Raw genomic sequence first — 13,469 nt, 5'->3', positions numbered from 1 at the left:
CCAACCGGGCAGTACTGCTGCCCGGTTCTAACATCATAGAATTCTGTGGTAAACTTCTCACGATTTTTTGAAATCCTGGTTGAGGTATCTCTGAACACACCGGCACAGCTCTCTTTGCCACTTTATCTTCCTGACGACGAAACCTTTGCAAGTTTCTGGCCGGGGGATAACTCCTCTTTACTGGCCGCGCTGCAAAACGTGCTGCGTCAGGAACATAGCGGTTACATCTATCTCTGGGCACGCGAAGGCGCGGGGCGCAGCCATCTGCTGCACGCGGCTTGCGCGGAACTATCGCAGCGTGGCGATGCGGTGGGGTATGTCCCGCTGGACAAACGCACCTGGTTTGTTCCCGAAGTGCTCGACGGTATGGAACAACTGTCTCTGGTCTGCATCGATAATATTGAATGTATTGCCGGCGATGAGTTGTGGGAAATGGCGATTTTCGATCTCTACAACCGCATTCTGGAATCGGGCAACACGCGCTTGTTGATCACTGGCGATCGTCCTCCGCGGCAGCTGAATCTGGGACTCCCGGATCTTGCATCGCGTCTTGACTGGGGGCAGATCTACAAATTGCAGCCGCTTTCTGATGAAGATAAGTTGCAGGCGTTACAGTTACGCGCGCGTTTGCGTGGTTTTGAGTTGCCGGAAGATGTGGGTCGTTTCTTGTTGAAGCGTCTGGACAGAGAAATGCGCACGCTATTTATGACGTTGGATCAGCTCGATCGGGCGTCGATTACCGCACAACGTAAGTTGACCATCCCGTTTGTGAAAGAGATCCTGAAGCTGTAACAAGGCATTTGTATTGCACGCGTAGGCCGGATAAGACGCGGTAAGCATCGCATCCGGCAATATGCGACAATGGCTGACGTTAACTAACGATTTCCAGCACCTGCTCCGGTGGACGACCAATCCGCGCTTTGCCATTGGCGACCACAATCGGGCGTTCCATCAGCTTCGGATTATCCACCATCGCCTGAATCAGCGCCTCTTCGCTAAGTGAACTGTCAGCCAGATTCAGCTCTTTATAAAGCTCCTCTTTCTGGCGCATCAATTCACGGGCGCTTTTCATACCCAGCATTTTCAGCAATGCATGCAGCGTTGCCGCATCGGCGGGGGTCTCAAGGTAGAGCACTACTTCTGGCTCCACGCCGTTTTCTTTCAGCAGGTTCAGCGTTTCGCGACTCTTTGAACAGCGCGGATTATGGTAGATTTTTACCTGTTTGGTCATTGTTCTTCCTTTAATGCGTATTACATCTTGGTATAAGGCTTAAAGCGTTCCTGCAACTGACGCAACTGATCGATACGCGCATCGTAGCGGGCCTGTTGTAGACTGCCTAATTTTACTTGTGAACTGGCGCTACTTAACAATGAAATGGCCTGATCGAGCCGCCCGGCGAGCGCATAACCTTCCGCCCGCGCCGCCAGTTCCTGATCGCGATTATTCAACGCGGCCTCCGCCTGGGCCAGCAAATCCCAGCCATTGCTGTCATCTTTATTGTTAAAGGTGTAGCGATTCAGAATAGTGGCTGCTTCCTGCGATTGACCGCCTTGCAGATAAGCGTTCGCCAGGTTGAGCTGCAACACCGGGTTGGTGCGTAAATCACGGGCATTTTTCAACCGATTGATCGCATCGCTGGCTTTGTGCTGCCCGAGGTCAATATCCGTTGCCAGATCGAGATACCACGCATTACCCGGTTCTGCCGCCAGCAATGGTTGCAGTGTTTTCCGCGCTTCATCGAATTTATTGGCTTCCATCGCCTGTAAAGCGCGACCATATTGCGCTGCCCGTTGCTGACGCACATTACCTTTGGCCCACTCATCCAGCAAATCACTGGTGAGCTGGTTACGCCCGGAATTATACATCCCAAGCGTGCGTGCTTTTGCCAGATAAAAATCTTCTGATGACTGAACCACCGTCGGGCGCATTTGGTTGGCACGGTTGCGGGCATCCGCCAGACGGCTTTCCGGCAATGGGTGAGTCAGCAAAATTTCTGGTGGGCGTGAAGAGTAGCGCGCCTGATCGAGTAATTTTTCGAGGAAGGTCGGCATCGCCTGTGGATCGAATCCCGAGCGCTGCAGTACCTGAATACCAATACGGTCTGCTTCCTGTTCGTTTTGTTGAGTGAAGCTGATCATCCCCTGACGCGTTCCCGCCAGCGTACCGGTCAATGCCGCCATACCCGCTTGTGGACTGGCCATTGCCAGTAAAATAGAACCTAACGCGCCGACCCAGGTCAGCGGCGCGCTACGCTGCTGATCTTCCATCGCTCGCGCCAGGTGACGTTGGGTGACGTGGGAGATTTCGTGTGCCATGACCGAAGCCAGTTGGCTTTCGTTATCGGAGTAACGGAACAAGGCAGAGTGCAGCACCACGTTACCGCCAAAGAAGGCAAAGGCGTTAATTTCGTCGTTATTGATCAGAAAGAAATGGAACGGCGTCTTAACTGAATTGGCATGCGAAACCAGACGCATACCCAGCGAATTAATATATTGCGTTAACAGTGGGTCATTAATTAACGGCGCGCTGCCGCGTAACTGGCGGACATAATAGTCGCCCATCTGCATTTCCTGGCCAATGGAAAGCGTGCTTCCTGCGGAGGTTCCCATATCCGGCAAGGTGTCTGCGCTATCGGCAAACGCCGGGGCTACCTGACCGATAGTCATGGCAGCAATGAGGGTTGCAACCAGGTTTTTTTTCAACTGCCTGAACATAACCTCTGTCCTGTTTTCTGGAGATAGTCATTTGACCGATACTGTGAAATATCGTTCCCGCCGCACTGCTTTTGAGTGTAACGGCGAAGATTAGCCCACTCAAACGACTTTTCAGTTTCCTGAATCCATCATAAAAAGCGAAGTCTTTTTTGTGACATTTCGATACAATTATGGATCGCAATCCCGCTTTTGAGGTTCAGGGAAGGTCTTTATGCTCGAAATGTTGATGCAATGGTATCGCCGCCGCTTTAGCGACCCGGAAGCGATTGCCTTGCTGGTTATTTTAGTTGCCGGTTTTGGCATTATCTTTTTCTTTAGCGGCTTACTTGCACCGCTGCTGGTGGCGATAGTGCTGGCCTATTTACTGGAATGGCCGACTGTCCGCCTGCAATCTATTGGTTGTTCCCGTCGTTGGGCGACATCAATTGTGCTGATTCTGTTTGTGGGCATCCTGTTACTGATGGCGTTCGTGGTGCTGCCTGTCGCCTGGCAGCAGGGTATTTACTTAATTCGCGATATGCCGGGGATGCTTAATAAACTTTCTGATTTTGCTGCCACGCTACCGCGCCGTTATCCCGCATTAATGGATGCGGGGATTATTGATGCAATGGCTGAAAATATGCGCAGTCGGATGCTCAGCATGGGCGACTCGGTGGTGAAAATTTCTCTCGCCTCGCTGGTCGGTTTACTGACGATCGCTGTTTATCTGGTGCTGGTGCCGCTGATGGTTTTCTTCCTGCTGAAAGATAAAGAGCAAATGCTGAATGCCGTTCGTCGGGTGTTGCCGCGTAACCGCGGTCTGGCCGGGCAGGTCTGGAAGGAGATGAATCAGCAAATCACCAATTATATCCGTGGCAAAGTGCTGGAGATGGTGGTGGTGGGGATAGCCACCTGGCTGGGTTTCTTACTCTTCGGGCTGAACTATTCGCTGTTGCTGGCGGTACTGGTTGGTTTTTCGGTGCTTATTCCGTATATCGGCGCCTTTGTCGTGACTATTCCGGTGGTTGGCGTGGCGCTATTCCAGTTTGGCGCAGGCACCGAGTTCTGGAGCTGCTTCGCGGTGTATCTGATTATTCAGGCGCTGGACGGCAACTTGTTAGTGCCGGTGTTGTTCTCCGAAGCGGTTAACCTGCATCCGCTGGTGATTATTTTATCGGTGGTTATCTTCGGCGGTTTGTGGGGATTCTGGGGCGTATTCTTCGCCATTCCATTGGCAACGCTGATCAAAGCGGTGATTCACGCCTGGCCTGATGGACAAATCGCGCAAGATTGACCTTTAGCGAAAAGGCGTTGAAACGAGTGTCGCAGGGCGGAGAGAAGATGTGAGATGTGCCGACTGCAAGTGCAGCCGGCAAGGAATGGAGAAAAGTAATCAGGCGTGTTCTTTCAGCCAGTTAAGCACCACGTCGTGGTGATTGCTGGTTTTGAAATCATCAAATACGTGTTCAATTTTGCCGTCAGCGTCGATCAGGAAGCTGATGCGATGAATTCCATCGTAGGTTTTGCCCATGAAGGATTTCTCGCCCCAGACGCCGAATTGTTCACATACCTGGTGGTCTTCGTCAGACAGGAGCGTAAAGTTAAGCAGCTCTTTTTCTGCAAAACGGGACAGTTTTTCGGGTTTGTCGGTGCTGATACCCAGCACATCAACGCCCGCTTTTTTCAACTCATCCATGTTATCGCGTAAGCCGCAGGCCTGTACGGTACAGCCGGGGGTCATGGCTTTCGGGTAGAAATAAACCAGAACACGCTGTCCCTGGAAGTCGGTCAAATTAACTTGTTCTCCGTCTTGATCCGGCAAGCTAAATTTCGGTGCGATGTCACCGGCTTTCAGTGGATTCATTACTTAACTCCATCCTGTTCATCATATTGGGAATAGTTGACGACATTAATACTGCCTTGAGCATTGAGTTCTGTACATAGTGCTTTGAACGCTTGCTCAATATTTGCCGCATCTGCAGACGCTGGGCTGTGCGCGGTGATCTGGATATGCAACTGCGCAGCTCTTTCATTTTCAGCCGGTTGCGTGCGCGATACCAGTTCTGCAATGTTCATATGGTGCGCATCGAAAAGCGCAGTAAAGCGCTCAATTAAATGCGGGGAATCGGCCACATCGACCTGAACCCAGACAGATGCGGGCATCGGCGGACGCGGACGGGCAGTCGTCCGTTTCATCACGATTAAAAGATCCAGCTCGGCACCTTTCAACGGTAACGTTGATTCAATCAGGGTGATTGCGTTCCATGAGCCGGAAAGCAGCATGATAAACGTGAACTCTTCTCCCAGCATCGCCAGGCGACTGTCTTCAATATTACAGCCGCAACTACTGACATGACGAGTGATGGTATTCACAATTCCTGGGCGATCGGCACCCAGCGCAGTGATCACCAGATAATGTTGCGATGACAGTGTCAAACTGGTTATTCCTTTAAGGGGGGTGAGATGTTCTTAAGGAAAGCATAAAAAAAACATGCATACAACAATCAGAACGGTTCTGTTTGCTTGCTTTTAATGCCACACCAAACGTACCATTGAGAGACTTGTTTGCACAGAGGATGGCCCATGTTCACGGGAAGTATTGTCGCGATTGTTACTCCGATGGATGAAAAAGGTAATGTCTGTCGGGCTAGCTTAAAAAAACTGATTGATTATCATGTCGCCAGCGGTACTTCGGCGATCGTTTCTGTTGGCACCACGGGTGAGTCCGCCACGCTGAACCACGACGAGCATGGCGATGTGGTAATGATGACGCTGGATCTGGCTGACGGACGTATTCCGGTGATTGCCGGGACCGGCGCAAATGCCACCACAGAAGCCATTAGCCTGACGCAGCGTTTCAACGACAGTGGTATTGTCGGCTGTCTGACAGTAACGCCTTACTACAACCGCCCATCGCAGGAAGGTTTATATCAGCATTTCAAAGCCATCGCTGAACATACTGACCTGCCGCAAATTCTGTATAATGTGCCGTCCCGTACTGGCTGTGATCTGTTGCCGGAAACGGTGGGGCGTTTGGCGGAAGTAAAAAATATTATCGGAATCAAAGAGGCTACAGGGAACTTAACGCGTGTAAACCAGATCAAAGAGCTGGTTTCAGATGATTTTGTTCTGCTGAGCGGCGATGACGCGAGCGCACTGGATTTTATGCAGTTAGGTGGTCATGGCGTTATTTCCGTTACGGCTAACGTCGCAGCGCGTGATATGGCTCAGATGTGCAAACTGGCGGCAGAAGGGCATTTTGCCGAGGCTCGCGTTATTAACCAACGTCTGATGCCATTACACAACAAACTATTTGTCGAACCCAATCCAATCCCGGTGAAATGGGCATGTAAGGAGCTGGGTCTTGTGGCGACCGATACGCTGCGTTTGCCAATGACGCCACTTACGGAGAATGGCCGTGAGTGTGTCAAAGTGGCGCTTAAGCATGCCGGTTTGCTGTAAAGTTTAGGGAGATTTGATGGCTTACTCTGTACAAAAGTCGCGCCTGGCGAAGGTTGCGGGTGTTTCGCTTGTTCTTTTACTCGCCGCCTGTAGTTCGGACTCACGTTATAAGCGTCAGGTGAGTGGCGATGAATCCTACCTGGAAGCGACACCGCTTGCGGAGCTTCATGCCCCGGCAGGAATGATTTTGCCGGTGACCTCCGGTGATTATGCAATCCCGGTGACTAACGGTAGCGGTGCTGTTGGTAAAGCACTGGATATTCGTCCGCCTGCTCAGCCGCTGGCGCTGGTTTCCGGCGCGCGTACTCAGTTCGCTGGCGATACCGTTTCGCTGCTGGTTGAAAATGGTCGTGGCAATACTCTGTGGCCGCAGGTTGTTAGTGTGCTGCAGGCGAAGAACTACACCATTACTCAACGCGATGACGCTGGTCAGACGCTGACTACCGATTGGGTGCAATGGAATCGTCTGGATGAAGACGAGCAGTATCGCGGCCGTTATCAAATCTCTGTTAAACCGCAGGGTTATCAGCAAGCGGTAACGGTGAAACTGCTTAATCTGGAACAAGCAGGCAAACCGGTTGCAGACGCAGCTTCCATGCAGCGTTACAGCACCGAGATGATGAACGTCATTTCTGCCGGCCTGGATAAATCTGCTACTGATGCGGCCAATGCGGCGCAAAACCGAGCCTCCACCACCATGGATGTGCAAAGTGCTGCAGACGACACCGGTTTACCGATGCTGGTCGTGCGCGGGCCGTTCAATGTGGTATGGCAACGCCTGCCAGCAGCACTGGAAAAAGTGGGCATGAAAGTGACCGACAGTACCCGCTCACAGGGCAGCATGGCCGTGACTTATAAGCCTCTGTCTGACAGTGACTGGCAGGAACTGGGCGCACGCGATCCAGGACTGGCGTCAGGAGACTATAAACTGCAGGTCGGCGATTTAGATAACCGCAGTAGCTTACAGTTTATTGATCCGAAAGGTCATACACTGACCCAAAGCCAGAACGACGCGCTGGTCGCGGTCTTCCAGGCAGCGTTTAGCAAGTAAAAATACAGGGCTGGAGTCATCCGGCCCTTTTTTCTGATATGATACGCAAACGTGTGCGTCAGTGGAAAAACACGATTTTAGCGTTAATTCGCACGAAATTTGTTTGCCAGACGTAGATCGGAGAAGGCGTTCACGCCGCATCCGACAAAACGAGCAACACACCAGACAGCAAAAGATTTTAAAACGTTAATTCACACCCAGGAGTGATAAAGATGCAAAAGCAAGCTGAGTTGTATCGTGGTAAAGCGAAAACCGTATACAGCACGGAAAACCCGGACCTGTTGGTGCTCGAATTCCGCAATGATACGTCAGCAGGGGATGGCGCGCGCATTGAGCAGTTTGATCGCAAAGGTATGGTGAACAATAAGTTCAACTACTTCATCATGAGCAAACTGGCGGAAGCGGGTATCCCGACTCAGATGGAGCGCCTGCTCTCTGATACCGAATGTCTGGTGAAAAAACTGGATATGGTGCCGGTTGAATGTGTCGTGCGTAACCGTGCCGCTGGCTCTCTGGTGAAACGTCTTGGAATCGAAGAAGGTATTGAACTGAATCCACCGTTGTTCGATCTGTTCCTGAAAAACGATGCGATGCACGATCCGATGGTTAACGAATCTTACTGTGAAACCTTTGGTTGGGTAAGCAAAGAGAATCTGGCGCGAATGAAAGAGTTGACCTACAAAGCGAATGACGTGCTGAAAAAGCTGTTCGACGATGCCGGTCTGATTCTGGTCGACTTCAAGCTGGAGTTTGGTCTGTACAAAGGTGAAGTGGTGCTGGGCGATGAGTTCTCCCCGGACGGCAGCCGCCTGTGGGACAAAGAAACGCTGGAGAAAATGGATAAAGACCGTTTCCGCCAGAGCCTCGGTGGTTTGATCGAAGCTTATGAAGCCGTCGCCCGCCGCCTGGGGGTTCAGCTGGACTGATTTTTCTGTTCATCATCTTGCCGTGTTGCTGGCACGGCAAGACAACCGCTCTTGTAAGATGTGAATTGAACGCTCATTCCTCCGCCATTTCCTCTTGTTTTCCTGTGGTAATCTTCCTCTTAACCACCTACGATCATCACTATAATGAATATATTGTTGAGGTATTTATGCGCTGGCAAGGGCGACGTGAAAGTGACAATGTTGAAGACAGGCGAAACAGTTCTGGAGGCCCGTCAATGGGCGGTCCTGGTTTTCGCTTGCCGACAGGTAAGGGTGGGCTGATTTTACTGATAGTCGTGCTGGTTGCAGGCTACTATGGTGTTGATTTAACCGGGCTGTTGACCGGACAGCCGATCTCCCTGCAACAATCGACACACTCGATCAGCCCTAACGAAGACGAAGCGGCAAAATTTACCTCGGTGATTCTGGCGACCACGGAAGACACCTGGGGACAACAATTCGAGAAGATGGGGAGGACTTATCGGCAACCGAAACTGGTGATGTATCGAGGGATGACGCGAACCGGTTGCGGGGCCGGGCAGTCCATTATGGGACCGTTCTATTGCCCGGCGGATGGTACGGTCTATATCGATCTTTCCTTCTATGATGACATGAAAAATAAATTGGGTGCGGATGGCGATTTTGCCCAGGGGTACGTTATCGCCCATGAAGTCGGTCATCACGTACAGAAACTGTTAGGTATTGAACCGAAAGTCCGCCAGTTACAACAAAATGCCACTCAGGTGGAGGCGAACCGCTTATCTGTGCGAATGGAGCTTCAGGCTGACTGCTTTGCTGGCGTCTGGGGGCATAGCATGCAACAACAAGGCGTTCTGGAAACAGGCGATCTGGAAGAGGCGCTGAATGCGGCGCAGGCTATTGGCGATGACCGCTTACAACAGCAAAGTCAGGGGCGGGTAGTACCGGATAGTTTCACTCATGGTACCTCTCAACAACGTTATAGCTGGTTTAAACGTGGTTTCGACAGCGGCGATCCGGCACAATGCAACACTTTCGGTAAAAGCATTTAATTTTTGGGGCAGGGATGGCTGAACTGACAGCGCTACACACATTGACGGCGCAAATGAAACGCGAAGGGATTCGCCGCTTGTTAACGTTGAGTGGGGAAGAGAATTGGTGCTGTGAACATACGCTTAAATTGCGTGACGCTTTACCGGGTGACTGGCTGTGGGTTTCGCCACAGCCAGCTACTGAAAATCACTGTACGCCATCCGCGTTGCAAACGTTGCTCGGACGGGAGTTCCTTCATGCGGTATTCGATGCCAGGCAAGGCTTTGATGCTGCTGCTTTTGCGGCGCTTAGCGGGACGCTGAAAGCCGGAAGCTGGCTGGTTTTGTTGCTTCCTGTATGGGACGAGTGGGAAAACCATCCCGATGCAGATTCGCTACGCTGGAGCGATTGCCATAATCCCATTGCTACTCCACATTTTGTCCAACATTTCAAATGCATACTTGCGGCAGATAACGAGATTATTTTCTGGCGGCAAAACCAGCCGCTGGTGTTGACGAACTTTGCGCCCCGTACTGACTGGCATCCCGCTACTGGCGTACCACAGCCGGAGCAACAACATATTTTACAGCAGCTTCTGACCATGCCGCCGGGCGTGGCGGCGGTGACTGCGGCGCGTGGACGGGGAAAGTCGGCGTTGGCCGGGCAACTTATTTCACGTATTGCTGGCAATGCAATAGTGACAGCGCCTGCAAAGGCGGCAACGGATGTGCTGGCACAGTTTGCGGGCGATAAGTTTTGCTTTATTGCGCCGGATGCCTTGTTAGCCAGTGATAAGCAAGCCGACTGGCTGGTGGTCGACGAAGCCGCAGCCATTCCTGCACCGTTGTTGCATCAACTGGTATCGCGTTTCCCTCGTACGTTGTTAACCACTACGGTGCAGGGCTATGAAGGCACCGGACGTGGCTTTTTGCTGAAGTTTTGTGCGCGTTTTCCGCATTTGCAACGTTTTGAATTACAACAGCCGATTCGCTGGGCGCAGGGATGTCCGCTGGAAAAAATGGTTAGCGAGGCTCTGGTTTTTGACGACGAAAACGTCACTCATTCGCCACAAGGCAAGATCACCATTTCTGCATTTGAACAGACGTTATGGCAACGCGAACCAGAAACGCCGTTAAAGGTTTATCAGTTACTGTCAGGCGCGCACTACCGAACGTCGCCGCTGGATTTACGCCGGATGATGGATGCACCAGGGCAACATTTTTTACAAGCCGCTTGCGAAAACGAAATAGTCGGGGCGCTGTGGCTGGTGGATGAAGGCGGATTATCTGAAGAGCTCAGTCAGGCGATATGGGCAGGTTTTCGTCGCCCGCGGGGTAATCTTGTGGCCCAGTCGCTGGCGGCGCACGGTAGCAATCCACTGGCGGCGATATTGCGCGGACGGCGTGTTAGCCGAATTGCTGTTCATCCGGCGCGTCAGCGGGAAGGCACAGGGCAACAGCTTATTGCCAGCACTCTGAAAGAGACCCATGACCTCGACTATCTTTCAGTGAGCTTTGGCTACACCGATGAATTATGGCGTTTCTGGCAACGATGCGGTTTTGTGCTGGTGCGGATGGGCAATCATCGCGAAGCCAGCAGTGGCTGTTATACGGCAATGGCGCTATTACCGATTAGCGAATCGGGTAAATTGTTGGCAGAACGCGAGCATTATCGTTTACGTCGTGATGTACAAACTCTCGTGCAGTGGAATGGCGAAACCATTCCAGTTGAGCCGCTAAATGATACCGTGCTTTCTGACGATGACTGGCTTGAGTTGGCTGGTTTCGCTTTCGCTCATCGTCCGCTATTAACCTCTTTAGGCTGTTTAATGCGTTTACTGCAAACCAGCGATTTGGCATTACCAGCGTTGCGTGGACGCTTGCTGAGAAATGTCAGCGATGCGCAGTTAGGTATCACACTTAAACTATCAGGCCGTAAGGCATTGCTGGTTCGCCAACGTGAAGAGGCAGCGCAGGCGCTGTTCGCACTTGATGATGTTCGCACAGAGCGCCTGCGCGATCGCATAACGCAATGGCAATTTTTTCACTGACTCCTTCAATTTTCTCCCATGGTCATTGTGAGTCAGCGGCGTAAAATTGGTGATATCAGTTAAGGAGTTCGCCATGAAACATGACCATTTTGTTGTTCAAAGCCCGGATAAACCTGCGCAACAGTTGTTACTGCTTTTCCATGGTGTCGGGGATAACCCGGTAGCAATGGGCGAAATTGGCAGTTGGTTTGCGCCACTGTTCCCGGATGCGCTGGTGGTGAGCGTCGGTGGCGCGGAGCCAAGTGGTAATCCGGCGGGACGTCAGTGGTTTTCGGTGCAGGGCATAACGGAAGAAAATCGCCAGGCGCGCGTGGATGCCATCATGCCGACGTTTATTGAGACGGTGCGCTACTGGCAGAAACAGAGCGGAGTAGGGGCAAACGCCACGGCGCTGATTGGTTTCTCGCAAGGGGCAATCATGGCGCTGGAGAGCATTAAAGCCGAACCAGGGTTGGCCTCACGCGTCATCGCCTTTAATGGTCGCTATGCCAGTCTGCCGGAAACGGCTTCTACCGCCACGACAATCCACCTGATTCACGGCGGTGACGATCCGGTTATTGAGCTGGCGCATGCCGTTGCGGCGCAGGAGGCGTTAATCAGTGCGGGTGGTGATGTGACGCTGGATATTGTGGAAGATTTGGGCCATGCGATCGACAATCGTAGTATGCAGTTTGCCCTTGATCACTTGCGTTATACCATCCCAAAACATTATTTCGACGAAGCATTAAGCGGCGGTAAGCCGGGTGATGATGTGATTGAAATGATGTAAAAGACAGATGCCTGGCGCGTAGGCCTGATAAGACGCGTGAGCGTCGCATCAGGCATTGTTCGCTATTGCCGGATGCGGCGTTAACGCCTTATCCGGCCCACGATTGAGCGCCAGATATTGGACACAATTATCCGGTTCCCCAGCTTACTTCTTCGGTTGATCCTTCTTCGGCCAGTCGTCGTCATCGTCCCACTTATCGTTAAAATCACGATGCGGGGGAAGCTCCGGCTTGTTGGCGAGAAATTTTTTATGGTCGACGCGCTTGAGATCTTTAATCACGTTCAGCAGGACGCCCACCAAAAAGACAATCACCAGAATCCACCAATATTTAGTCAGCCAGTCCATGCTTATTTCCTCTTATTACAGAACAGCTCATCAGGCGACGAGCTGTTCCATGATACGTTGATACATACGGGCAAGTAATTGCAGGTCGGCAGCGTTCACACATTCATTAATTTTATGAATAGTGGCATTGACCGGTCCAAGCTCCACTACCTGCGCCCCCATACGGGCAATAAAGCGTCCGTCGGACGTTCCGCCCGTGGTCAGGAGTTGCGGTTTAATTTCATTATAGTGCTCAACCGCGTTGACGACCGCATCAACCAGTTTACCGCGCGCGGTCAAAAATGGCTGCCCGGAAAGCCACCAATCCACTGTATAACGCAGTTGATGTTTTTCAAGCAGGGCAAGCACCTGTGTTTTAATCATCTCGTCGGTCAGTTCGGTACTAAAGCGGAAGTTAAACTGTACGAACAGTTCACCGGGAATAACGTTGTTACTGCCGGTTCCTGCCTGAATATTGGCAATCTGCATACTGGTCGCTGGGAAAAATTCATTGCCCTGATCCCATTCAATAGCCACTAATTCATTAAGGAAAGGCGCTGCGCGATGTACCGGATTATCAGCCAGGTGCGGGTAGGCCACATGGCCCTGGACACCATGAATGGTGAGGTTGCAGGTTAATGAGCCGCGACGACCATTTTTCACGACATCGCCGACCACTTCGATACTCGACGGTTCGCCGACCAGGCAATAATCCAGTCGCTCGTTGCGCGCCATTAACGCTTCGACCACTTTTACCGTGCCGTTGTGAGCGCTGGCTTCTTCATCTGAGGTGATCAGAAACGCTAGCCGGCCTTTATGGTTGGGATGCTGTGCGACAAAGCGCTCTGCCGCCACGACCATCGCCGCCAGTGAACCTTTCATATCTGCTGCGCCGCGCCCGAATAACATGCCGTCGCGAATTGCTGGTTCAAACGGAGGATTAATCCAGCGCTCAGTATCGCCAGGCGGCACCACGTCGGTATGCCCGGCAAAGGCTAACGTTTCTCCTTGTCCACGCCACGCCCAAAAATTCTGTGTATCGGCAAAGTCCATGCGTTCAATGGTAAAACCGAGCGCTCGCAGACGTTCTATCATGATTGCCTGACATCCCGCATCATCAGGGCTTAAGGATGGACAGCGAATAAGCTGCTGGGTCAGCTCAATAACCGGGCACGACATAGA

At 52.0% G+C, this 13,469-nt stretch carries 14 protein-coding genes; 8 read left to right on the top strand and 6 right to left on the bottom strand.

Going from position 1 to position 13,469, the window contains the following annotated elements:
- Window positions 1-90: 90 nt before the first annotated feature.
- Entirely contained in the window at window positions 91-792 is a 702-nt protein-coding gene (locus PS053_RS07700; protein ID WP_071586055.1) for a DnaA inactivator Hda, read from the top strand.
- 79 nt (window positions 793-871) lie between these two features.
- On the opposite strand, the gene arsC is transcribed toward PS053_RS07700, so the two are convergent.
- Window positions 872-1,231 carry an arsenate reductase (glutaredoxin) gene (arsC, locus tag PS053_RS07695; protein ID WP_000166443.1) on the bottom strand — a complete coding sequence of 120 codons (360 nt, stop codon included), beginning with the start codon at window positions 1,229-1,231 and terminating at the stop codon, window positions 872-874.
- A gap of 20 nt (window positions 1,232-1,251) precedes the next feature.
- Complete coding sequence (gene bepA, locus PS053_RS07690) at window positions 1,252-2,715, bottom strand: beta-barrel assembly-enhancing protease (protein ID WP_059228291.1); 1,464 nt, start codon at window positions 2,713-2,715, stop codon at window positions 1,252-1,254.
- A gap of 211 nt (window positions 2,716-2,926) precedes the next feature.
- Between bepA and PS053_RS07685 the strand changes: the two genes are divergently transcribed.
- Window positions 2,927-3,988 carry an AI-2E family transporter gene (locus PS053_RS07685; RefSeq protein WP_000892034.1) on the top strand — a complete coding sequence of 354 codons (1,062 nt, stop codon included), beginning with the start codon at window positions 2,927-2,929 and terminating at the stop codon, window positions 3,986-3,988.
- 99 nt (window positions 3,989-4,087) lie between these two features.
- Here the strand turns inward: PS053_RS07685 and bcp are convergent, their stop codons facing one another.
- A complete protein-coding gene (bcp, locus tag PS053_RS07680) occupies window positions 4,088-4,558 on the bottom strand; it encodes a thioredoxin-dependent thiol peroxidase (RefSeq protein ID WP_001068682.1) in 471 nt (156 codons plus the stop codon).
- Window positions 4,558-5,130, bottom strand: coding sequence for a glycine cleavage system transcriptional repressor (locus PS053_RS07675; RefSeq protein ID WP_000176188.1), 573 nt, complete (start codon window positions 5,128-5,130; stop codon window positions 4,558-4,560). Before PS053_RS07675 ends, bcp begins: the two co-directional genes overlap by 1 nt.
- Before the next feature lie 147 nt (window positions 5,131-5,277).
- Between PS053_RS07675 and dapA the strand changes: the two genes are divergently transcribed.
- The 6 genes from dapA to ypfH all read left to right on the top strand — a co-directional run bounded on the left by dapA (window position 5,278) and on the right by ypfH (window position 11,963).
- Window positions 5,278-6,156 carry a 4-hydroxy-tetrahydrodipicolinate synthase gene (gene dapA, locus PS053_RS07670; protein ID WP_103053787.1) on the top strand — a complete coding sequence of 293 codons (879 nt, stop codon included), beginning with the start codon at window positions 5,278-5,280 and terminating at the stop codon, window positions 6,154-6,156.
- 16 nt (window positions 6,157-6,172) lie between these two features.
- Complete coding sequence (gene bamC / locus PS053_RS07665) at window positions 6,173-7,207, top strand: outer membrane protein assembly factor BamC (RefSeq protein ID WP_010340845.1); 1,035 nt, start codon at window positions 6,173-6,175, stop codon at window positions 7,205-7,207.
- Between the two features lie 212 nt (window positions 7,208-7,419).
- Window positions 7,420-8,133 carry a phosphoribosylaminoimidazolesuccinocarboxamide synthase gene (purC, locus tag PS053_RS07660; RefSeq protein ID WP_001295467.1) on the top strand — a complete coding sequence of 238 codons (714 nt, stop codon included), beginning with the start codon at window positions 7,420-7,422 and terminating at the stop codon, window positions 8,131-8,133.
- Window positions 8,134-8,300: 167 nt separating this feature from the next.
- On the top strand, window positions 8,301-9,164 hold the full coding sequence (ypfJ, locus tag PS053_RS07655; protein WP_001267516.1) for a KPN_02809 family neutral zinc metallopeptidase: 864 nt from the start codon (window positions 8,301-8,303) through the stop codon (window positions 9,162-9,164).
- Between the two features lie 14 nt (window positions 9,165-9,178).
- The gene (tmcA, locus tag PS053_RS07650) at window positions 9,179-11,194 is read left to right on the top strand and encodes a tRNA cytosine(34) acetyltransferase TmcA (protein ID WP_256879220.1); all 2,016 of its coding nucleotides are present in this window, start codon (window positions 9,179-9,181) and stop codon (window positions 11,192-11,194) included.
- A gap of 73 nt (window positions 11,195-11,267) precedes the next feature.
- The gene (gene ypfH / locus PS053_RS07645; RefSeq protein WP_000679836.1) at window positions 11,268-11,963 is read left to right on the top strand and encodes an esterase; all 696 of its coding nucleotides are present in this window, start codon (window positions 11,268-11,270) and stop codon (window positions 11,961-11,963) included.
- A gap of 144 nt (window positions 11,964-12,107) precedes the next feature.
- On the opposite strand, the gene PS053_RS07640 is transcribed toward ypfH, so the two are convergent.
- Together PS053_RS07640 and dapE are read right to left on the bottom strand one after the other, a co-directional pair.
- Complete coding sequence (locus PS053_RS07640; RefSeq protein ID WP_000383992.1) at window positions 12,108-12,308, bottom strand: YpfN family protein; 201 nt, start codon at window positions 12,306-12,308, stop codon at window positions 12,108-12,110.
- 30 nt (window positions 12,309-12,338) lie between these two features.
- Window positions 12,339-13,466 carry a succinyl-diaminopimelate desuccinylase gene (gene dapE, locus PS053_RS07635; RefSeq protein ID WP_059216124.1) on the bottom strand — a complete coding sequence of 376 codons (1,128 nt, stop codon included), beginning with the start codon at window positions 13,464-13,466 and terminating at the stop codon, window positions 12,339-12,341.
- Between the last annotated feature and the right edge of the window lie 3 nt (window positions 13,467-13,469).

The organism is Escherichia albertii (assembly GCF_028622335.1).
Classification (GTDB): domain Bacteria; phylum Pseudomonadota; class Gammaproteobacteria; order Enterobacterales; family Enterobacteriaceae; genus Escherichia; species Escherichia albertii.
The sequence above is the reverse complement of the archived record's forward strand: the minus strand, read 5'-3'. Positions and strand labels throughout refer to the sequence as shown.

Excerpts from the sequence above, each read along its gene's own strand:
- bamC (WP_010340845.1), top strand. The coding sequence starts at position 6,173 with ATGGCTTACTCTGTACAAAAGTCGCGCCTGGCGAAGGTTGCGGGTGTT.
- arsC (WP_000166443.1), bottom strand. The coding sequence starts at position 1,231 with ATGACCAAACAGGTAAAAATCTACCATAATCCGCGCTGTTCAAAGAGT.
- tmcA (WP_256879220.1), top strand. The coding sequence starts at position 9,179 with ATGGCTGAACTGACAGCGCTACACACATTGACGGCGCAAATGAAACGC.
- PS053_RS07685 (WP_000892034.1), top strand. The coding sequence starts at position 2,927 with ATGCTCGAAATGTTGATGCAATGGTATCGCCGCCGCTTTAGCGACCCG.
- bcp (WP_001068682.1), bottom strand. The coding sequence starts at position 4,558 with ATGAATCCACTGAAAGCCGGTGACATCGCACCGAAATTTAGCTTGCCG.
- ypfH (WP_000679836.1), top strand. The coding sequence starts at position 11,268 with ATGAAACATGACCATTTTGTTGTTCAAAGCCCGGATAAACCTGCGCAA.
- ypfJ (WP_001267516.1), top strand. The coding sequence starts at position 8,301 with ATGCGCTGGCAAGGGCGACGTGAAAGTGACAATGTTGAAGACAGGCGA.
- dapA (WP_103053787.1), top strand. The coding sequence starts at position 5,278 with ATGTTCACGGGAAGTATTGTCGCGATTGTTACTCCGATGGATGAAAAA.
- purC (WP_001295467.1), top strand. The coding sequence starts at position 7,420 with ATGCAAAAGCAAGCTGAGTTGTATCGTGGTAAAGCGAAAACCGTATAC.
- PS053_RS07640 (WP_000383992.1), bottom strand. The coding sequence starts at position 12,308 with ATGGACTGGCTGACTAAATATTGGTGGATTCTGGTGATTGTCTTTTTG.
- bepA (WP_059228291.1), bottom strand. The coding sequence starts at position 2,715 with ATGTTCAGGCAGTTGAAAAAAAACCTGGTTGCAACCCTCATTGCTGCC.
- dapE (WP_059216124.1), bottom strand. The coding sequence starts at position 13,466 with ATGTCGTGCCCGGTTATTGAGCTGACCCAGCAGCTTATTCGCTGTCCA.